Genomic DNA, 19,277 nt, shown 5'->3' with positions numbered 1-19,277 from the left:
TATATCCCTCTATACATAATGATATCTATCATTTATCCATTTTCCATGGAGAAAATATGACAGAATGATGAACGATTATTATTGAGTAATAAATCTCACATTCATTCAATATTGAATCAGATGAAACAAAGTGCCCTTAATATCTACTTAGGTGTATTTACGGGATCAATTTACCCTTTAGAATTGCAATTAAATACTGTAAATTTTATACATATATTATGGCGGATTTGTTACACGCCCCTCATCTGCATATTTTTTTCATATTCTTTTGTTACGCTACAAAAGAAATAATCAAGAGAAGAGGGGAAATAAGTAATGGGAATAAAAATTAAGATTTCCGCATTGGCGATTAGTATATTGGTAATCAGCGGTTGCAGTAATACTAATTCACAACCAGATGAGGAAATGGATCATTCAACAATGAATGATGAAGAGATGGATCATTCAACGATGGATATGGATGACGACATGAAGGAAAATGAGCATATGAGTCATGATGAGGTTGTAAGTCTAAACGACTCAACAGGGGAAAACGAATTGAAAATCCCTTCTATGCTAAAACCCGATAATGAAGAAGGAGTCGTCTACACTGTAAGAGCACAAGAAGGGAAAACTGAGATTTTCGATGGGATCGAAACAACTACATATGGATACAATGGGACGTTTTTAGGACCAATGCTTCGTCTTGAGAAAGGTGAGACAGTAAAAATTAGAACGATAAATGACCTCCAAGAGGATACAACTTTTCATTGGCATGGATTAGAGGTGTCTGGTGAAGAAGATGGCGGGCCACATAGCGTTATTAAACCTGGAGAAGAAAATATCATTGAATTTAAAGTGGCGCAGGAAGCATCAACGTTATGGTTCCATCCCCATCCGGTGGGCAAAACCGCTGAACAGGTATACAATGGGCTTGCAGGATTGATTTATATTGAAGATGAGAATTCAAAAAGTCTTGGATTGCCAGGTGATTATGGAAAGAATGATTTCCCCTTGATTTTTCAAGATAAAACATTTGATGATAAGAAGCAAATGAATTATAGTGCTGCAATGAATGAAGATGGGACAATCGGAGATACGTTACTGATTAATGGAACATTGAATTCAAAGTTGACTGTAAACAAAGAGAAAGTACGTCTCCGTTTATTAAATGGTTCTAATGCAAGGAATTTCACTTTTAAATTGAATACTGGAGATTCCTTTGTTCAAATTGCAACGGATGGTGGTTTTTTGAATGAACCGGTTACCTTAAAGGAAGTTACACTGACGCCTTCCGAGAGAGCCGAAATTGTTGTTGATTTTTCACAGCTTAACACAGCAAATGACTTGGCTTTGGTAAATGAGGATGGTTCTGTCCTTTTACCATTTGAGGTTTCGGATCAAAGTGGAATGAATAGCAGTATTCCAACAGAGATGAATAATTTTTCATTGACAGAAGAAGAGATGAATTTGCCAGTTACTAAGAAAGTGGAACTCTTTGGGATGATGGACCAAGTAACAATAAATGGAATGAAATTTGACCCGAATCGAATTGATTTTACTCAGGAACAAGGAGTTACGGAGGTCTGGGAAATTTATAATAAACCAGACGAGATGGGTGGGATGAATCATCCATTCCACATTCACGGGACACAATTTAAAATACTATCGAGAGATGGAAAAGAACCAGCGGAAAATGAAAGAGGATGGAAAGACAGTATATCTATAAAACCCGATGAGACAGTAAAGATTGCTGTACAATTTAAACATAAAGGCGTGTATATGTTCCATTGTCATATTCTTGAACATGAAGAGAATGGCATGATGGGACAGGTGAAAGTGGAATAAACTTAATATATTGATATGTTGGAAGTCTGTAAAATTAACGCTAAAGTATTTTTTCTAAGTCTAAGGGCTTATTCGTAAAAGAATAAGCTCTTTTGGTTTTAGTTAATTATTAACTATAAAATAGATTAAAAGACCCGAAAAATTATAGATTCAAAAATTAAACCAGGTATTTGTAATGAATTTGTAATTGAAACGTAATGAATATAATTGAGGAGTTGTGATAAAGTTATGCTTATAAAAATAATAACTACCGGGGTGTAAAATGAGAAATCGAATAATTCAAACATTAGTTGCAGTCTCTCTAATTTTTTCTTTACAATTATTTTCAGCGGATAAGGCCAATGCTGCTATTTCATCTGAAATTGGTTCTTTTGCTTCAAAGTTATATGGTACTCCTTATAAGTTTGGAGGAACAACTCCAGCAGGATTTGATTGTTCAGGATACATCAGATATGTTTTTAATAAATTTGACATTAGTCTACCAAGAACATCAGCAGAACAATTTAAGGTTGGTAAAACAGTTGCAAAAGATAAACTACTACCTGGTGACCTAGTGTTTTTTGCAAATACATATAAAAAAGGTATTTCTCACACTGGAATTTATTTGGGTAACGGGGAGTTTATTTCTGCAAAAAGTAAGGGTATTTTAAAAGCTAACTTAAAAACAGATCCTTATTGGGGACCTAAATATGCAGGAGCGAAACGGTTATCTAATGTAACTGTAGCTATGGAAAAAGGAAAAAATACTAATAACTAAGTTTTAGAGATTTTTTAAGTACAATCATCCACTTTATAGATGATTGTACTTTTTATGTTTTGGAGGTAAGAAAATCTTTCTTGTCCATATATTATCCACAATTATTTGTTATACTTTTTTATGGTATGTTTTTAATATAAATTAAACTAAATCGTATTCAAAAGATAAATTATAGGAGGGGCCAAATGTCTTCTAGCTCCCTAAACAAAGAAAAGAACACAATAAAGAAAAAGAAAAATACTTTACTAATAGTTTTATTATACCTGTCAATTTTGCTATTTATTCTTTTGCTTTTTGCTTTTTGGATGACATTTTTTTACAACCCTAAAGTAGAGGAAGAAAACACATTTGATGATAGAATCTACCCTTTTTTTCATGTTGAACCAATTAATAACTCATCTGATGAATTAGATGGGATATCTACTGAAACACCTAATCTAGATACAGGGGGGAAATCTAACTTGAATCTAGATGATAGGGATGAATTTGAGCCTACTATGGACGCTTTCTTTAACGAAAGAGAACTTATTATAAAGAATATTGATGCTCTTTTTGAAAATATGAAATCCCCCAAAGAAATTTCATCGTCCCATTCAACTTTCGGAAAGGAAGTCCTGTATATTTACCATACTCATAGCAGGGAATCTTTTTTACCATATTTAGAAGAAACTGATAAACCTGAAGAAGCATACCACTCAAAAGCAAATATTACATTAGTAGGAGAACTGCTTGGAAGAGCACTGGAAAGTAGGGGAGTAGGAACAACAGTCAATTCAACCGATATCGTTCAAGAACTAGCTACAAGAGGTTTAAACTATACCAGTTCTTATAATGTCTCAGGAGAGCAAGTACGTGCTGCGTTAAAAGAAAATAAAGATTTAGAGATCTTTCTAGATTTGCATCGCGATTCTTTACGTAGTGATTCTACTACTACTTTAATGAATGGAGTAAATTATGCCAAATTGTTATTTGTTGTAGGTACGGGCCATGAAGGTTTTGAAAAGAATCTTACGTTCGCGGAAGGTCTACAAACAATTTTAGATAATCAATACCCCGGACTGTCCAAAGGCATAATGCAAAAAAGCAGTAAACAAGGAAATGGAATTTATAATCAAGATATTTCTCCAAACTCTATTATTGTGGAAATTGGAGGCGTAGATAATACAGTAGAAGAGCTTCACCGAACTACAGAAGTTTTTGCTGATGTTTTAAGTGAATATTATTTTCATGAAGAAAAGTAAATCAAATTTTTTGATCCAAGACATTACTTAGTTCGTTGTCGTTTTCCTATTATATTTCAAATTACTTGATATCTTAAAGTTAAATGCACCTTAAGTCATAAGGCTTCAAGGTGCATTTCATTTTGTAATTTTAAAGTCCTGCATGTGATACTAGGTTATTAGATTGATCTTGTAATAGTTCTGAAATAGCTTTTGCTAAAACTGAAATTGTACGATTAATTTCTTCCTGAGTATTATCGATTCCACCAAGTTCTATTAACACCATATTGTTAGCAAGATCTTGATTATAAATGCCGTCCACATGGTCTCCTTTTTTACCGACGACGCCTTTAGATATTCCAGGAACCAATTCATTTAATTGTGAGGAAAGAAGTTGAGCATAGGATTTGTTTATAAGGTAATTCGGATGCTCTTCCCCCACTACAAAATATATTTTTCCAAATGTTTCATTATTGTAAGTTAGTGTCGAATTTTTCCTAGTTGTAGAATCTCTGTGTAAATCAATAATTATGTCGTATTTATTGTTCCGAACATTTTCTGTTAAATAAGGACGGACAACCTTATAGGCTTCTGGAAAAGTACGATTCGTTTTCTTTAACTCGCTCATGGTGTCAATTCCGAGAAACTCAGTTTCAATAGAATTTAGACTAAACTGATTTCTAATTATTTCTTCAAAAGCGGTTATGTTTGAGGTTGAGTGATATACCTCTGCTTGACCGGTCTCATTTTTTACTATTGGTATAAAGGATTCGTGGGAGTGTGTAAAAAGTAATAATGCTTTCTTTGGTTCAATGAAATTGATATTATCAAGATTTTGATTTTGAGTTGCAGCGTAGACGACTGATTTCTTGTCAGCCTTCTCAACAGCATTGTCCAGAATTCTTATTTGTTGAGGTTTACTAAGACTAAGAGTAGCTATAATAATTGGTGACATAAAAAGCAGTAAAGTTAATCCGACAATAGTTCTTGTTTGGTTTCGCATATTAAAACACCTCAAACAACAATATGTTGGAAGTTTAGGAAATAGAACCGGCTTTTGTAAGATAAGCCTTAAAATTTAAGGGAAGTGCACTAATATTACGACTAATATTAACTACATTGGTTCGTTCATTTAGTATAGGCTTATAAATCCATAATTTTTCCATATTTATTTGATATACTACTTACGTATTAATGAAACAAAAAGTACAACAATGAAATCAAAAATATGGATAACTATCATACGTCAGTATTTGTTATCAGGGGATGTAGCACGAATAATTCAGGTTATAATAAAATCACACTCATATAAAACAGTTGGAAGGGAAATGACAGACAGAAAAGTGAGATGGATATGGCCATATGAGCCTTAAGAACCCTTTAACATTAGCGGATTGAACAGGAGAAAATGATTTTAATATTCCATCCATGCTTGAACATGAGGATGAGAAAAGATTTGTATTTGAAAGCCAAAAAGGAATTACTGAAGTATTTGATGCAAATTAAAAGTAAATCTAGTTGGCATAGAATAAAGTATTTTACGGTAATTCAAGGAGGATTATTTAATGGGGATTATATTGACTGCTATTGATCCAATAGCATTTCAAGTAGGGCCTATATCTGTCCGGTGGTATGGGGTAATTATTGTGATAGGTATTATTTTAGCTTACTTAGTGGGGCAACGTGAAGTTTTAAAACGTGGGTTCCCGGAAGACTTTTTGACCGATTTACTCATGTGGGCTATCCCGATATCTATTATTTGTGCAAGATTATACTATGTATCAATGAAATGGGAATATTATGGGGCTAATCCTAGTAAAATCATTGAGATATGGAATGGTGGGATAGCGATTCATGGTGCCTTAATTGGTGCTTTTATTACTTCCTATATATTCTGTAAAATTAAAGAAGTTTCCTTTTTAAAAGTGGCAGATATTATTGTTCCAAGTATATTAATTGGTCAAGTTATTGGTCGATGGGGTAATTTTATAAACCAGGAGGCTTATGGGGGCCCCGTTAGTCGTGAATTTTTAGAGAATTTATTTCTCCCTAATTGGATTATTAATCAAATGTACATTGTAGAAATAAAAACATATGTTCATCCAACTTTTTTATACGAATCTTCATGGAATTTATTAGGACTATTCATTTTACTTGGGCTACGTAAAGTAAATCTACGCCAAGGTGAGATTTTCTTCACTTATCTAATTTGGTATTCTATCGGTCGCTTCTTTATAGAGGGAATGCGTACAGACAGCTTATATTTAATAGATGATTTACGTTCTGCACAGCTTGTATCAATCGCTAGTATTTTGATTGGTTTGATTGCTATCATTTATCGCCGTATCAACATCCAACCAATTGTTAAGTATTTAGATATGAATAAGCCAGTCACTATAAACAAGCCTTCGCAATCTAAAAAATAATAATCTTACTTACTGTTAAAATGGATAGTACAAAGAAAATCTCGTCACTCTCTTTAGAATTGACGAGATTTTTAGGTTTCTTACATATTCAATGGCAAAGATAATTACCAGAGACATTACAAAGGGAATAACCACTCTGGAGTAGTGGTCAAAGATTTTTTTCTCTTATGGTTAGAGAATCGCTTTTATTATTGTGAAAAAATAACATATAACAAAAAAAGGATATAGCAATTAAGGAGTTTTTAAGGAGTTTTTATTTTTTAGTTTGTACTTACATCTTCAGGGAATAGTAATAGAGAATAAAAATATTGTATATAATAGGAGGAATTTTCAATGAATCAGAAATATGAAGAATGTCTTAAAGCTTGTATGGAATGTCTAAAGGCTTGTAACACATGTTTTGATGCTTGTTTAAGAGAAGGCGATGTTAAGATGATGGTCGATTGTATACGATTAGATCGCGCTTGTGCAGATGCTTGTGCCTTTGCGATACAAGCGATGACTTCGAACAGTCCTTTTGTGAAAGAAATATGCCAACTATGTGCAGAAATTTGTGAACGCTGTGGAGAAGAGTGTGCTAAACACGAACATGACCATTGCCAAAGATGTGCTGAGTCATGCCGCAAATGTGCTGAAGCATGTCGTAATATGAGCGCCTAAGAAGATTTACGGAGAATAAAACATTTTAAAAAGGCTACTGCAAAAGTCTAACTAAATGACTTTAGCGGTAGCCTAAAATTATTAAAGAAAATAATACATAATAAGATCCATTGAAGTTAATGAGGAGACTCATAGATTGTTACTTTTTACCTATAAAGTTGCATCTCATAACAAATAAGATAATATCCCTACTAGCAGTAAATGGCTAGGATAAAATGCTTGATAGAATTTTCTTGGTACTGGCATATGTGGTAGTTTATTTCTCCAAATAATAATAAGAGTTCCCAAAACACTTAACATTTGACCACTAATAAAATTACCAGTTTGTTGAAAGTTAAACATGATATTAAGAATTATATGAGCACATACTAGTTTAAACGCATTTTCTTTTAAAAAGTAATACAACAGACATAGTGATACACCATATATACCGTAACTAATGTAATCATTAAATATAATAACTACAATGCATATTCCTGTGATAAGAACCCATTTAAATACGGAATTGTATTTTTCATAAATATAAATCAAAATAGCTCCTACCAATAACCCAAATACAACATTTAAACCTAATGATGGAAACACAAGGTTATATGGGATTTGTGATATTAATGCGATAAATAAAAGTCGTTTAAGATACCGTTTTTGATTTCGTGTTCTACTTAATCCAATAACTATAAAAAAACAATAAAGAGGAAATGCTAGCCTTCCAATCATTCTCATTACTGAAACCTCCGGATAAAACGTAGCACCTAAATGGTCTATAAGCATCGTTATCATTGCTATCCATTCCAACATTTGAACACTCCTATAATAAAAGTCTCTTGAAGTAGAAAATTTGAATTTCTAATACCTCGATTGGACTGTCTATTGGGTAAAAGATAATATGGAAGACTAATAAATTCCCCTCTTTATTTTTTTCAATTGTTCTATCATGAGAATAGCTATTGAGAGTTAACTATTCACCTTATATTAGCGTTTTGAATTTTAAATATTGCAAAAAGAATTGCATTTAAAATTAATAGAAATAAATAGCTGCTAGAATTCCTACTATTAGGATGAGAAGATTACACAGAACGCCAAGTAATATTATTCTATTTTTTTGTATATTAATCATCTTCACCACCGAACATGTAGTCTTTCGTGTTAAGTGATATGTTTATGATTATACTTAGTGCAAAGATAGTAGCCAGAATGGAACTTCCTCCATAACTAAACAATGGAAGGGGAATCCCAGTAATAGGAACGAGGCCTATCACCATTCCAATATTTTCAAAAACATGAAATAAAATCATAGAAATAACTCCAGCAGCAATTAAAGTTTCATACTCACCTTTGTTTTTATACGCTATTCTGAAAATTCTGTATATTATAAGGTAATACATTAAAATTATTCCTGCAGAACCAACAAAACCAAACTCCTCCGAAATGGTTGTAAAAATAAAGTCAGAATGCGCCTCAGGTACTGCAACAACGCCATTACCGTATCCCTTCCCAGTTAACATACCTGAACCTATTGAAGTTATAGATAGACTTAATTGATAGCTTGTTCCCAAAGTGTCCGCGAATGGATCTAACCAAGAATTTATTCTTTCTATTTGATACCGGTCCATTACATACAATAATAAGTTGGGTCTGTATAAAAACGCTAATACAAATAATCCTAAAGATATTAATACAGTTACAAAAACAGATAATATTATTCTCATATTTAAACCTGAGATGAGTATCATGCCTACCATAATAGAAACCATAACCATACCAGTCCCTAAATCGGGCTGAACAGCTACTAAGATTAACGGAATTAGAGTTACAGCAAGAATTTTAAATAACAGAAAAAAGTCTAACTTTAAAGATTTTATTGGATATTTCTCGTTGTGATTAGATATTACTCTCGCTAAGTAAAGAATTAAAAAGATTTTCATGAATTCTGAAGGTTGAATAGAACCAAATCCCGGTATTAAAAACCAAGCTTTTATTCCTTTAATATTAGGTGCTATTGTTTCTGGAGATATAATAAGCAAAGCCAGAATTAAGTTACCAAATATATATAAATAAAGAGATAATTTTTTTATTTGTTCAAAATCAAAAAAATATACAATTGCCGAAATGATCATGCCGAATATGAACCATATTGCTTGTTTTAACGCAAAGTTATCATCATACGGCAAAAATTTTTGTGCGCTATATATGAAGGTACAACTTACAATCATAAACAAAATAATTACCAAGTAAATTATTATATCTAGATTATTGAATTTATTTTCTTTCATTTATTTACCTCTTTATTAAATCTAATATAAATAGTAATAGTAGCTATTCTTTTTTAATACTAACCAAGGGGTAGAGTCATCGTGTTAAAAGAGACTAGCTATTTCTTTCTAAAACCTAAAGTGGAAAACTAAGTTGTTTATATCAGTGAATATCTTATTAATTAGGACTCTTTTTAATCCAAAAAAGTGTAAATATAACCAATAACAAGATCATAACCCCGTATAAATAATTCATTGATATTTTTTGAAGAACCCCAAAGACTATTGCCACTTCGACGACAACTGCAGGTACTTTCCCGATTGAACTTGCAGTCATAAAACGCCATCCGTTAATAGTTGTTAAAGAAGCACCTGCGGTAACTATCCCAGATGGAACAAATGGTAAAATTCGAAAAAGAATAATTAGTGTGAACACATGCATGCGAGAACTATTTTTTATAGTTTTAAAAATTGAATGACTTAGCCATCCAGGATTAATTTTAGAGAAGCCCCACCGATACATGTGAAAACCAATAATTGCACCAAAAATTTCTCCTGTAAATGTAAGAATGACACCAAGCACTAAACCCAAGGAGTTTATGTTGATAGCAGTAACAAAGAAACTTGGTATAAAGCCAATTGCACCAATCCCCAAGTTCAAGAAAAGTAATAAGATAAATTTTATTGTTGTGCTCATTAAAGAAATGAGTGTTATCGATTCATTCACAGATTATAAACCACCTATGATAATGATTATAGTATTTACTTAGTATCATCTATTTATATTGTCGCTCCATCATCGTTTCACAAGCGGTTTGTACAGATGATGAGGATACTCCTTCCTTATGTACTGTATATAATAGCGAAAAAGTATGGAAAAGTTATGGAGAATTAGTTTTTAATTCATCTTATTTAAATGCATTTATCCTTCCTTCTTGTTTCTTATCTTGACCTATGTTATATCCTTCAGGTAAATAGTTCCAATAATTGTAATTTCCTATCCATTAATTAATGTAATTGTGCATAATAGAAGTCTAGAATATTCAATCGATGAAAATAAATATATATAGATAGACACGACAAGCTGACTACGGTGCTAGCCAGTTTTTTAAATTTGAATCCGTTTAATTATATGCATTCTAACTATCTCCATATTTTTTGCATAATTTTCGAGTATTTTAAATAATAGCCCTTTAAAGTTAAATACAAAATCAAAATTAAATCGTTTTTGTTCAGATGAAAAAGAGGGAAGTATAATGACAGAACTAGTTCTGGCACTTAAACTAATTGGTTGTTCTATTTAAAAGTTCTAAGACAACATAGAGGAGAAATAGATGATGTTTAGTTACAAAACAGCAGATATAGGAATAGATTTAGGAACGGCTAACACCATTGTAATTGTAAAAGGAAAAGGCATTGTTGTACGCGAACCGTCGGTTATTGCGATAGAAAAGAATACAAATAAAGTCGTTGCTGTTGGAAATGAAGCAAAAAAAATGATTGGACGTGCACATGGAAAAATTATTATAATACGACCTATGAGAGATGGAGTGATTGCGGATTATGAAAATACAACACTTATGTTGAATCATTATATTAAACAGGCAAAAAAGCAGAGCATTTTTTCTTCCAAACCTCGTATTGTAGTATGCGTTCCATCGGGCGTTACAAGAGTTGAAAAACGTGCAGTAATTGATGCTGTGATTCAAGCAGGAGCAAGAGAAGTGGTTCCAATAGAAGAAGTATTTGCTGCAGCCATTGGGGCAGGATTGACTGTATGGGAGTCAACAGGTTCGATGGTTGTTGATATCGGTGGAGGGACGACGGAAACTGCTATTATTTCATTAGGTGGGATTGTCGTTAGTCAATCCATTAGAGCTGCCGGTGATGAAATGGATCAGACCATTATGAACTATGTTCGTAAAACGTACAATTTGATTATTGGAGAGCATACAGCAGAACAAATTAAAATTGAAATGGGTCAGTCTGAAACAGAAGAAGATATTTTCAAAAGAAGCGTTAATGGAAATAAAGAAATTCGTGGACGTGATTTATTGACAGGACTGCCTAAGACTGTTGAAATCTCAGATTATGAAGTTCGGGAGGCACTAAGTGATACGATACAAGCCATTGTTGAATTGGTAAGAGCTACGCTAGAACAAGCCCCACCTGAGCTTGCTGCAGATATTCTAGAAAGAGGTATTGTGTTAACTGGCGGAGGTGCTATGCTACGAGGTTTAAACGAGATACTTAATGTAGAAACAAAAATTCCAGTCTTTATTGCGGACAACCCACTCGATTGTGTTGTAAATGGAACGGCAGAAGTATTTAAAAACATACATTTATTAAAAAGTAAAGGGAAGTGAAATTCCATTTATTTATTCAAAAAATCATTGTTTCTCGTATCCTGACTGCCGACAAAATTCAAACAGCCGATGCAATAAACGATTTCTTATAGTTAGCAATGAACAAAAAAGGATCACCCCTAAAGGGTGGTCCTTTTTGTTTGTAGACTATTGTTATCTTAATTTAGGAATATAAAATCCCTCCAAAAACAGATGCAAAATAATCCATAATTTAACTTTTGGAATAAAAAGGATCTACGTTTTGGACCTGGTCAAATAAATACTGTAATGTTTGGGAGTCAGAGAGAGTAGGTATAGAATAAATTTGTTGATAAAGTTCATTTCCTTTACCGGTTATAACAATCCAATCACGATTCTTTGCCAGTTCCCATGCGTATTTAATAGCATCTGTTCGATCAGGAATTATCACGCATTTTTCATGATGTCCAAAAGACTCAAGGTCTTTAATCATTTGATCAGAAGTAACTCCATTTAAATCATCAAACGTTAAAATACAGTTATCACAGTACTTCAAAGACATGTTAAACATCTTTATCCTCTTTTTCACATCTCGATTACCTCTAAAACCGAAGATATGAATAATTTTTCGCGGTTCCTGTGATTTTACTGTATCAAGAATGTGATAAAAAGCTTTTTCTGTATGTGCATAGTCTATTAAAAAAGTAGCACCACTAGGATGAGGATGAATTTGATACCTTCCAGGTATTCCTTTAAATTCTTTCAAAGCATCTACAATTATTGGGGGACTGAATCCTAAAGAAACAGCTGTAGAAAAGGCTAATGCAGCATTTTCAATATTGTGCTTTCCTTTCATGCTTGTTGTCAGGAGATTTCCTTTGTTACTGTACATGGTGTTTCCGAAAAGCTCTTTACCATTAATTGTATAGGTAGGATTATTTCCATTAATCTTAATCAATTTTTTCTCAAGTAAATTCACATATGTACTTAACCTCTCCCCCCATTCACTTGAGGAGTGAACAATTGCTATTCCATTTGACTTCATGTGAGTAAATAAAGACTGTTTTGCTTTAAAATAAGACTCCATATCACGATGGTAGTCTAAATGTTCATGCTCTAAATTTGTGAAAATGCAATAATCAAACTCAATCCCCTCAACTCGATGTTGAATTAAACCATGGGAAGATACTTCCATGATTACTACTTGATCACAACTTTCTGATAAAAGTCGGTGATAGGTTAAAGCATCTAGAGTAGTGTGAGAGGAAGGAATTTCATTTCCGTTGATTATAGTTGAGATACTGCCAAATAGTGAACAGGGTAATCCTTGCGACTCTAAAATGTGCTTTAACATATAAGAAGTCGTTGTCTTGCCATTTGTACCTGTAATGCCTATTATTATTTTATTGTTTGTTGAATTGCTGTAAAAGGTCTTAGCTAAAAGAGCCAATGCTTTCCGTGAATTTGGAACTTGAAAGTAAGGAACATCAAGTGATTCTAATACTTGCTCTCCTATTATAGCAATGGCTCCATTCTTTTTTGCGTCATTAATAAAACGGTGACCATCTGTATGATTACCTGTAATCGCAATGAATAAAAATCCACTCTCAACCTTTGAGGAATCGAAGGCTATTCCTTTAACATTTAAGTTTTGATGTACTCTGTTATTGACTGTAATAGATAATGTTTTTAGTAGATATCGTAGATTCATATAATTATTTCGCTCCATTAGTTTATCGTGTTGTTGACCTGACGAGGGAATTAATTTCTTTGTATCATAAATAGATATTCAGGAACCTTGAACATAAAATTCAATTGAAAGCAATGATTTGTTGATTTTATATTTGTTGCAAAATTGAACATTAATGATGCAAATAAAATACTATAATATTTTGTTGTTTTTTTGTAACATGAATAGATTACACAAGAAATATGGAGAAAATATGCAGATTAAAATTTGTTTTAAAAATGTAATAAAAGCGGAACGTTTAACCCATTTGGCTTCGGAGAACATACTTGATGAACAATAAAAACAATCATTTTGAGGTGATTATTATAACGAATCACCTGCATAAGGAATGTATTAGAAACTTTTGAAACGTTAATATCTCAAGATGAACGTTGGAAACTCTACGGTTGCTGCCTTTTCTCGAATTAGCTCAGACTACTCTCAAATACTTAAAAGGGTTAGTAGGTTTAAACTGTAATCTCTTTGTTACAAAAATGTAAAATTTAAAATGCATATTTCGTGGTAAACTGGGTTTAGTTAATTTTCAGATAATTTAAGCTAGAGCTATAAAACGGAGGATTTAATTTATATGAAATTACAGTCACAGTTGTTTAAAGGCATTTCGATACTCACATTCGCATTATTTCTCTTTTTAGCTCCATTAGCTAATCAAGTAGAGGCTTCAAGTGGGATACACTCAACACAAGTTGTATCAGCTGCTGAAAAAGTTATAGGTACCAAATATGTTTGGGGCGGCACGACACCTAGAGGCTTTGATTGCTCAGGATTCATTGGTTACGTATATAAACAAGTCGGTGTTACGTTACCACGAACAACTGGAGGTATGTCTGTGACTGGAACATCGGTCGCAAAAAAGAACCTTAAAGCAGGCGATTTAGTATTTTTTAATACGTTTGGCAAAGGTGTCTCTCACGCTGGGATATACATTGGAGATGGGAAGTTCGTCCATTCTTCATCTAGTAAAGGTGTTTCAGTATCAAAATTAAACGATCCATATTATTGGGGTCCAAAATACATAGGTGCTAAGCGTGTCGCAAATGTCCAAGCAACTTTAGCAAATAAATAAACCTACATATTCAAACGCCTTTTCGCAATTCGCGGGAAGGCGTTTTTATGTCCGCCCAGCATGGGCGGAATCTATAGGGTGAAAGTCCCGAGCTGTGAAGGTAGAAGTAACAGTTAGCTTAACGCAAGGGTGTCCATGGTGACATGGAATCTGAAGGAAGCGAGCGGCAAACCTTCGGTCTGAGGAACACGAACTTCATATAAGGCTAAGTACAATTGGGTAAGTTTGCATAACAAAACAAAGCCCTTTCTACCGAAGGTTGTACGGAGTAAATGAAGCAGATAGGTGGAGGGGAAAATTACGCTCTTACCTGGGGAGATCTGATTGTACGTCAAGTACACTTGATAACCTAGCTAGTGATGGATAGCTGAACAATTAAGAGAGAACAACGTTCTGGGCATTCAGTAAACTATACTGAACACAGATAACCGATAGGGCATACTTGATGGAGGAAATGGTGAATTCCATGAGGGACCTCAAGATGGTGTAGCAGAACTAGCATAAGAAGAAACGTCGTTAACGGAAAGAAGACATAACAAATGTTAATGCCATTCACTACTATGACTCTCTACTCCACATTTTATTGTGCAGATCTCAACGAATAAATAAAGATCTTTTGCGACAGCAGTAGCAATAAATGTTCTTATCATCATGTTTTTTTATTATCATAATAAACTTCCCCCCCAATATACACTATTAATTGTCTATTACTTGTAAATTTATTCTTAAATCCAATAAATTGTTTAGAATATTTTTCTTAAATCACGAGGTAATGAAAACCGCTGGTATCTCAATGTTTATAGAGGGAGGTTACTTTAATATGAAGAATTACAATCGCTTACATATTAAAAGATGAATAAGAAAAAGGAGTTTGGAATATTTCATTCCAGACTCCTTTTGTCTACAAGTTGAACAAAGTTAGATATAAAATAGATTTAAATATAGTTGTTAGATTAAACAATTTAAAATATCCTGTGCTAGAAGTTTTGAACCACTTACTCCTTTAAGGTATTTTAAGTCCCCGTTAGTTGACCAATCAATTTGTCTCAAATTCTCTAATAAGGGTAATAGCCTTGTAGAATTTATTTGCTGACTTTTACTCAAAAAGTTACTATTTAAAATCTCATTTCCTGCTATAGCTAAGGCATTTAACGACACAATATGTGTCAATCTATAAGTCTTGAAATCCTCCCATTGTTCAGGAAATAATTCTTTAATTTTATTAAAATAAAACATAGCAATGCTCAAAACTTTTTCTTTAGTTAAATTTTCAAGTTTTGACTTTTTAATAAGTAAGGTTACTAAATTATAAAGATTTTGTAGAGTAATATGTTTGTCCTTTGTTCTTTTACCAATAAGTGTCCCTTTACTAAAAAAAGGACTATCAGGACGAAGTATTAAGTTTGTAGCTACCCAACTGATATCATCATTATCTCTATTTAAATATTTGCTTAAAGATGTTCCAATCCCCTTCGCTTTTGTATTTATTACATTAAAAAGTTTAATCTCTTCATCCTCTTCTAAATAGTGGAATGCTAGAAAAGGAACGTTTAACGTTGCATTTGTAGTTTTTACATACTCTTTAATTCCTGATAATCTATGTTGGCCATCCATCAAAGAGGCTTTACTACTAGCAATTAATCTCCCAAATAAAGGACGATCTTTACTATATGCATGAAAAACCCAGTGTCCAGTTGCATTTAACAAGATTGGTGTATATAACGCATCTTCACCCTGTGATAAATAATTTGCAAAATCCATACTACGTCGTTTGTTTATAGGTCTTTGATAGCCCTTTCCTGATGGATCATTGAATGGTTTTGAGAAAGAGAAATTGATAGCAACTTGTGATGAAACAAATCCTTGATAAGCTACTCGACCTCGCATCTTAAATTGTGTAACATTTTCTATTATAATTTTTGTTGATAAATAGTTACTCATATTATTTCACTCCTCTCACATTTTTAAATAATAGTACTTATAAGTGCATAAATCAATGGAAATTATATCATGTGTATCTGTTTAGTGTTAATTTCCTCACCTAATCTTAGGAAGAGGTGAGGAATATGGGGAACATAGTAAAATTAGTAGGGATGAACATTCGCGAAGTTAGAAAAAAGAAGCAATTAACGCAAGAAGAATTATCTGAGAAGTCTGGCCTTCAAACTTCATTTTTAGCAGGAGTTGAAAGGGGGGAAAGAAATATAACATTAGAAACCTTGGATAAGATAATAAGTGGTCTAGAGGTGGATGTAAAAACGGTATTTAGTTTTAATGATATTACTCCTGATGAACATTTCGGAAAAAAAGAAATTCTTGATTTAATTAGCAATTTATTAGCTGACAAAGATATAAAAGAAACCAAATTAATCTATAATTTAGCAAAAGAAATCTTCGATACATTAGGATAATAGTATTTATAAAGCAATTAGAATATAGCATCTGCGAATTCAAATGCTTGAATTTATATATTTATTTAATTGATACCTGCTTAGTTAGGTATCATTTTTTATTTCATTTCAATCTCCATATTTCTGCATAAAAATTATATTATCTCTCAGACACGTCAGATATTTTTGTAAAGATATAGGATAAATGAAGGTTATAATTTAAAAATAGAAAATATTGTAAAAAGTATGTATAAAAAATGGAGGAGGAATAAATTTGAAATTGAAGAAACTTACTATTAGAAATTATAAAGGAATCAAGAAAATTAGCTTAAACATTGAAAACATTTCACTTATAATTGGTCCTAATAATTGTAACAAAAGCACAGTACTTCAAGCATTAGTTCAGTTTTCTATGAATGAAAATAAAACTAAAAAAAAGATCTTTATCATAGACATTTTACTAATGAACCTATTAGTTTTCATGCTACATTTGATAATTTAACCCCAGAAGAAATTGAAATGCATGGACTAAAGAAATCAATACATGGACCAAGAGGTCAGTTTATTGTTAGATTAGTTTATAACTTTGAAAATGACGTTGAAAGAGCATCTAAATTAAGTGGTAATTAGGATCATGACATGGGAGAAGAACATTGGATGGGTGGCGGTAAAAGTGGTAGTCATTTTTTGAATGTATTTCCAGAAATTATTTATATTCCAGCTGTAAAAAATGCAAGTGATGATATTAAGGATTCATCTCCATATAGTCTACGATGAATATAAAGAAGCACAGGCTAAAACCTTACTATTACAAGATAAAATAAATGGACACGATAATGATCAAATAAAATACTTCGAAAATGAAGTTAAAGTATTTTTAAAAGAGGTAACTGAAACTAAAATAAGAATTAATGTTGATATAAATCCATTAGATGAAATTGTTGGACTTCTTTAAAGCCGAATTTTGATTATAATGGTCTTGAAACTTTGTTAGATCATCAGGGATATGGAGTTCAAAGAACTTTTATCCTCTCTATACTCAAAGGGTTTAAAATGTTTAACAAAAAATATCAATCAGAAGAAAAGGGTAGGCAGACCATTGATAATAGCTATAGAAGAGCCTGAACTTTATCTACATCCTCATCTTGCGATAGTTTTTAAGGATACACTATATAGTTTGGCAGATGAAGGTTTTTTTCAAGTTTTAGGCACTTCGCATTCACCTAATTTTATCGATTTGTCACGTTCTAATAGAACCCTGGCTAAACTCTCTTTAGATGATAAGAAAAATGTCATCACACATCAAGTGGCCTCAGACATTTTTTGATTGCCAAAACACGAAAAAAATAAATTTCAAGCTTTACTAAAATTTAATCCATATGTAAACGAGATATTTTTTGCTGAAAATGTGATATTAGTTGAGGGAGATACAGAGTTTATTGCTTTAAAATTAATTGGCGAAAAGCTAATAGAGAGGGAAGAATTAGAAAATGATATATATCAAAGAACATCCGTTGTAAATTGCGCAGGAAAAAGAAAGGTGTATGTTGTGTTAAACGTTCTAAATAATTTTGGTGTTAAGTTACCTGTATTCACGATTAAGATATTACAGAGTACAACAAAAAAAATGAAAAAAGAACTATAACTGCACTTAAAAGTGTTTTAACTCTTAACCATAAAATTGAGAATTTATGTAAGCATCGAAATAATAAAAAAGCATTTTTCGACATACTTTTAAAGCTGAAATGCCAGAGGATTATGAGAAAGGAAGTTCAAAATCATTTGCTGCATATGAGTATACTTCGGGAAAAGAGATAAAAGATTTACCTTGTGGATTACTAGTTATAGTAAGTTTTGCGTATAATATTCCAGTGGAAAATGAACTTAACCATGACAATGAAATTCTTCTTGGTTATTATAACTGGGATGTACTCAATAATGCTAAAGAAGAATGGTTACCAGAACCTGAGAAAAATATATTATTACAGTTAATCAATAAGACAATATGGCGTACACTTTAACTACTCCAAGATAATGGTGCTAGTTATTTATAATAAAGATTGATAATTTGTAATAAAGTTCGATTAAAAGCATCTCAACTCCAAAGAAACTTTAAGAGGAATTTTATTGAATATTTATGTTGAGATCACTTTAAATATTGTAAGAAAATATTTAAACTAACGGTTAGCAATTTAGATGAATAAGAAGAGATTTAGTTAAAGTGTGGTTATATAAAAAAAACAACTCCATAAAATTAGGAGTTGTTTTCACTTTTAATTCATTGTGAAATTGTCTCTTAAAAGACACTTAACAGTGAATTAAGTTTGATAACGCTAATAAAAATTATCACTTTTTTTCTAAAGTAGATTGGGCGTACAAAGAAGAGTCGATTAAAACGAAAGAATGACTTGGAATGGGAAAGAGTAAGAAATGAGTGATTTGATAATTATCAAAGAAGATAAAGTAATAGTAAAATAAGGTATAATAGGGTGAACTCATGTGGGTAGACAGATATGTTTTATATTTTTTATTATTGTCTTTAATTTAGATTTTTATATTATTTAGCAAACCGAATTATAGTTAAGATTTGTTATAGAGTATAGAG

General features: G+C 32.2%; 20 protein-coding genes. 14 read left to right on the top strand and 6 right to left on the bottom strand.

What is annotated here, in order from left to right; genetic code table 11:
• The first annotated feature begins 315 nt into the window (after positions 1-315).
• The 3 genes from MKY29_RS10380 to spoIIP (MKY29_RS10370) all read left to right on the top strand — a co-directional run bounded on the left by MKY29_RS10380 (position 316) and on the right by spoIIP (MKY29_RS10370) (position 3,825).
• A complete protein-coding gene (locus tag MKY29_RS10380) occupies positions 316-1,827 on the top strand; it encodes a multicopper oxidase family protein (protein ID WP_241599125.1) in 1,512 nt (503 codons plus the stop codon).
• A gap of 262 nt (positions 1,828-2,089) precedes the next feature.
• The gene (locus MKY29_RS10375; protein WP_338106595.1) at positions 2,090-2,584 is read left to right on the top strand and encodes a C40 family peptidase; all 495 of its coding nucleotides are present in this window, start codon (positions 2,090-2,092) and stop codon (positions 2,582-2,584) included.
• 185 nt (positions 2,585-2,769) lie between these two features.
• Positions 2,770-3,825, top strand: a complete 1,056-nt coding sequence (gene spoIIP, locus MKY29_RS10370; RefSeq protein WP_241599127.1) for a stage II sporulation protein P — start codon at positions 2,770-2,772, stop codon at positions 3,823-3,825.
• Positions 3,826-3,955: 130 nt separating this feature from the next.
• Here spoIIP (MKY29_RS10370) and spoIIP (MKY29_RS10365) read toward each other — a convergent pair whose 3' ends face one another.
• Positions 3,956-4,807 carry a stage II sporulation protein P gene (spoIIP, locus tag MKY29_RS10365; protein ID WP_241599128.1) on the bottom strand — a complete coding sequence of 284 codons (852 nt, stop codon included), beginning with the start codon at positions 4,805-4,807 and terminating at the stop codon, positions 3,956-3,958.
• Between the two features lie 562 nt (positions 4,808-5,369).
• Here spoIIP (MKY29_RS10365) and lgt point away from each other — a divergent pair.
• Entirely contained in the window at positions 5,370-6,230 is an 861-nt protein-coding gene (gene lgt / locus MKY29_RS10360) for a prolipoprotein diacylglyceryl transferase (protein ID WP_241599130.1), read from the top strand.
• A gap of 333 nt (positions 6,231-6,563) precedes the next feature.
• Entirely contained in the window at positions 6,564-6,890 is a 327-nt protein-coding gene (locus tag MKY29_RS10355; protein ID WP_241599132.1) for a four-helix bundle copper-binding protein, read from the top strand.
• 165 nt (positions 6,891-7,055) lie between these two features.
• Here MKY29_RS10355 and MKY29_RS10350 read toward each other — a convergent pair whose 3' ends face one another.
• The 3 genes from MKY29_RS10350 to MKY29_RS10340 form a co-directional block, all read right to left on the bottom strand.
• Complete coding sequence (locus tag MKY29_RS10350; protein WP_241599134.1) at positions 7,056-7,688, bottom strand: TraX family protein; 633 nt, start codon at positions 7,686-7,688, stop codon at positions 7,056-7,058.
• Between the two features lie 311 nt (positions 7,689-7,999).
• A complete protein-coding gene (locus MKY29_RS10345; RefSeq protein ID WP_340879716.1) occupies positions 8,000-9,163 on the bottom strand; it encodes an FtsW/RodA/SpoVE family cell cycle protein in 1,164 nt (387 codons plus the stop codon).
• Between the two features lie 157 nt (positions 9,164-9,320).
• On the bottom strand, positions 9,321-9,869 hold the full coding sequence (locus MKY29_RS10340; protein WP_340879715.1) for a TVP38/TMEM64 family protein: 549 nt from the start codon (positions 9,867-9,869) through the stop codon (positions 9,321-9,323).
• A gap of 610 nt (positions 9,870-10,479) precedes the next feature.
• On the opposite strand from MKY29_RS10340, the gene MKY29_RS10335 reads away from it, so the two are divergent.
• Positions 10,480-11,508: a rod shape-determining protein gene (locus MKY29_RS10335; RefSeq protein WP_340879714.1), complete on the top strand. Its 1,029-nt coding sequence runs from the start codon at positions 10,480-10,482 to the stop codon at positions 11,506-11,508.
• 211 nt (positions 11,509-11,719) lie between these two features.
• Here the strand turns inward: MKY29_RS10335 and MKY29_RS10330 are convergent, their stop codons facing one another.
• Positions 11,720-13,195 (bottom strand): UDP-N-acetylmuramoyl-L-alanyl-D-glutamate--2,6-diaminopimelate ligase, encoded by a 1,476-nt coding sequence (locus MKY29_RS10330; protein WP_241599142.1) that lies wholly within the window; start codon positions 13,193-13,195, stop codon positions 11,720-11,722.
• A 589-nt stretch (positions 13,196-13,784) separates the two neighbouring features.
• Between MKY29_RS10330 and MKY29_RS10325 the strand changes: the two genes are divergently transcribed.
• Positions 13,785-14,282 carry a C40 family peptidase gene (locus tag MKY29_RS10325; protein ID WP_241599144.1) on the top strand — a complete coding sequence of 166 codons (498 nt, stop codon included), beginning with the start codon at positions 13,785-13,787 and terminating at the stop codon, positions 14,280-14,282.
• Positions 14,283-15,230: 948 nt separating this feature from the next.
• On the opposite strand, the gene MKY29_RS10320 is transcribed toward MKY29_RS10325, so the two are convergent.
• Complete coding sequence (locus tag MKY29_RS10320) at positions 15,231-16,223, bottom strand: DGQHR domain-containing protein (protein ID WP_241599146.1); 993 nt, start codon at positions 16,221-16,223, stop codon at positions 15,231-15,233.
• 125 nt (positions 16,224-16,348) lie between these two features.
• On the opposite strand from MKY29_RS10320, the gene MKY29_RS10315 reads away from it, so the two are divergent.
• From MKY29_RS10315 to MKY29_RS10285, 7 genes are all read left to right on the top strand, one after another.
• Entirely contained in the window at positions 16,349-16,693 is a 345-nt protein-coding gene (locus MKY29_RS10315) for a helix-turn-helix domain-containing protein (protein ID WP_241599148.1), read from the top strand.
• A gap of 253 nt (positions 16,694-16,946) precedes the next feature.
• The gene (locus tag MKY29_RS10310; protein ID WP_340879712.1) at positions 16,947-17,174 is read left to right on the top strand and encodes an AAA family ATPase; all 228 of its coding nucleotides are present in this window, start codon (positions 16,947-16,949) and stop codon (positions 17,172-17,174) included.
• A gap of 137 nt (positions 17,175-17,311) precedes the next feature.
• Entirely contained in the window at positions 17,312-17,449 is a 138-nt protein-coding gene (locus tag MKY29_RS10305) for a hypothetical protein (RefSeq protein WP_241599149.1), read from the top strand.
• Positions 17,409-17,627 (top strand): hypothetical protein, encoded by a 219-nt coding sequence (locus tag MKY29_RS10300; RefSeq protein ID WP_340879711.1) that lies wholly within the window; start codon positions 17,409-17,411, stop codon positions 17,625-17,627. The genes MKY29_RS10305 and MKY29_RS10300 overlap by 41 nt, the downstream gene beginning before the upstream one ends.
• A gap of 51 nt (positions 17,628-17,678) precedes the next feature.
• Positions 17,679-17,999 (top strand): AAA family ATPase, encoded by a 321-nt coding sequence (locus MKY29_RS10295; RefSeq protein WP_241599153.1) that lies wholly within the window; start codon positions 17,679-17,681, stop codon positions 17,997-17,999.
• Entirely contained in the window at positions 18,000-18,317 is a 318-nt protein-coding gene (locus MKY29_RS10290) for a TOPRIM nucleotidyl transferase/hydrolase domain-containing protein (protein WP_241599156.1), read from the top strand. It begins immediately after the preceding gene.
• 100 nt (positions 18,318-18,417) lie between these two features.
• Complete coding sequence (locus MKY29_RS10285; protein WP_241599158.1) at positions 18,418-18,693, top strand: hypothetical protein; 276 nt, start codon at positions 18,418-18,420, stop codon at positions 18,691-18,693.
• Positions 18,694-19,277: the final 584 nt, after the last annotated feature.

Source organism: Psychrobacillus sp. FSL K6-2365 (assembly GCF_038003165.1).
Classification (GTDB): domain Bacteria; phylum Bacillota; class Bacilli; order Bacillales_A; family Planococcaceae; genus Psychrobacillus; species Psychrobacillus psychrodurans.
Note: the sequence above shows the minus strand (reverse complement) of the source record. Positions and strands in the feature narration are given on the sequence as shown.

Excerpts from the sequence above, each read along its gene's own strand:
- MKY29_RS10325 (WP_241599144.1), top strand. The coding sequence starts at position 13,785 with ATGAAATTACAGTCACAGTTGTTTAAAGGCATTTCGATACTCACATTC.
- MKY29_RS10355 (WP_241599132.1), top strand. The coding sequence starts at position 6,564 with ATGAATCAGAAATATGAAGAATGTCTTAAAGCTTGTATGGAATGTCTA.
- MKY29_RS10320 (WP_241599146.1), bottom strand. The coding sequence starts at position 16,223 with ATGAGTAACTATTTATCAACAAAAATTATAATAGAAAATGTTACACAA.
- MKY29_RS10305 (WP_241599149.1), top strand. The coding sequence starts at position 17,312 with ATGGGAGAAGAACATTGGATGGGTGGCGGTAAAAGTGGTAGTCATTTT.
- MKY29_RS10315 (WP_241599148.1), top strand. The coding sequence starts at position 16,349 with ATGGGGAACATAGTAAAATTAGTAGGGATGAACATTCGCGAAGTTAGA.
- lgt (WP_241599130.1), top strand. The coding sequence starts at position 5,370 with ATGGGGATTATATTGACTGCTATTGATCCAATAGCATTTCAAGTAGGG.
- MKY29_RS10330 (WP_241599142.1), bottom strand. The coding sequence starts at position 13,195 with ATGGAGCGAAATAATTATATGAATCTACGATATCTACTAAAAACATTA.
- MKY29_RS10295 (WP_241599153.1), top strand. The coding sequence starts at position 17,679 with ATGGAGTTCAAAGAACTTTTATCCTCTCTATACTCAAAGGGTTTAAAA.
- MKY29_RS10345 (WP_340879716.1), bottom strand. The coding sequence starts at position 9,163 with ATGAAAGAAAATAAATTCAATAATCTAGATATAATAATTTACTTGGTA.
- MKY29_RS10350 (WP_241599134.1), bottom strand. The coding sequence starts at position 7,688 with ATGTTGGAATGGATAGCAATGATAACGATGCTTATAGACCATTTAGGT.
- MKY29_RS10375 (WP_338106595.1), top strand. The coding sequence starts at position 2,090 with ATGAGAAATCGAATAATTCAAACATTAGTTGCAGTCTCTCTAATTTTT.
- spoIIP (WP_241599127.1), top strand. The coding sequence starts at position 2,770 with ATGTCTTCTAGCTCCCTAAACAAAGAAAAGAACACAATAAAGAAAAAG.
- MKY29_RS10335 (WP_340879714.1), top strand. The coding sequence starts at position 10,480 with ATGTTTAGTTACAAAACAGCAGATATAGGAATAGATTTAGGAACGGCT.
- MKY29_RS10285 (WP_241599158.1), top strand. The coding sequence starts at position 18,418 with ATGCCAGAGGATTATGAGAAAGGAAGTTCAAAATCATTTGCTGCATAT.
- spoIIP (WP_241599128.1), bottom strand. The coding sequence starts at position 4,807 with ATGCGAAACCAAACAAGAACTATTGTCGGATTAACTTTACTGCTTTTT.
- MKY29_RS10380 (WP_241599125.1), top strand. The coding sequence starts at position 316 with ATGGGAATAAAAATTAAGATTTCCGCATTGGCGATTAGTATATTGGTA.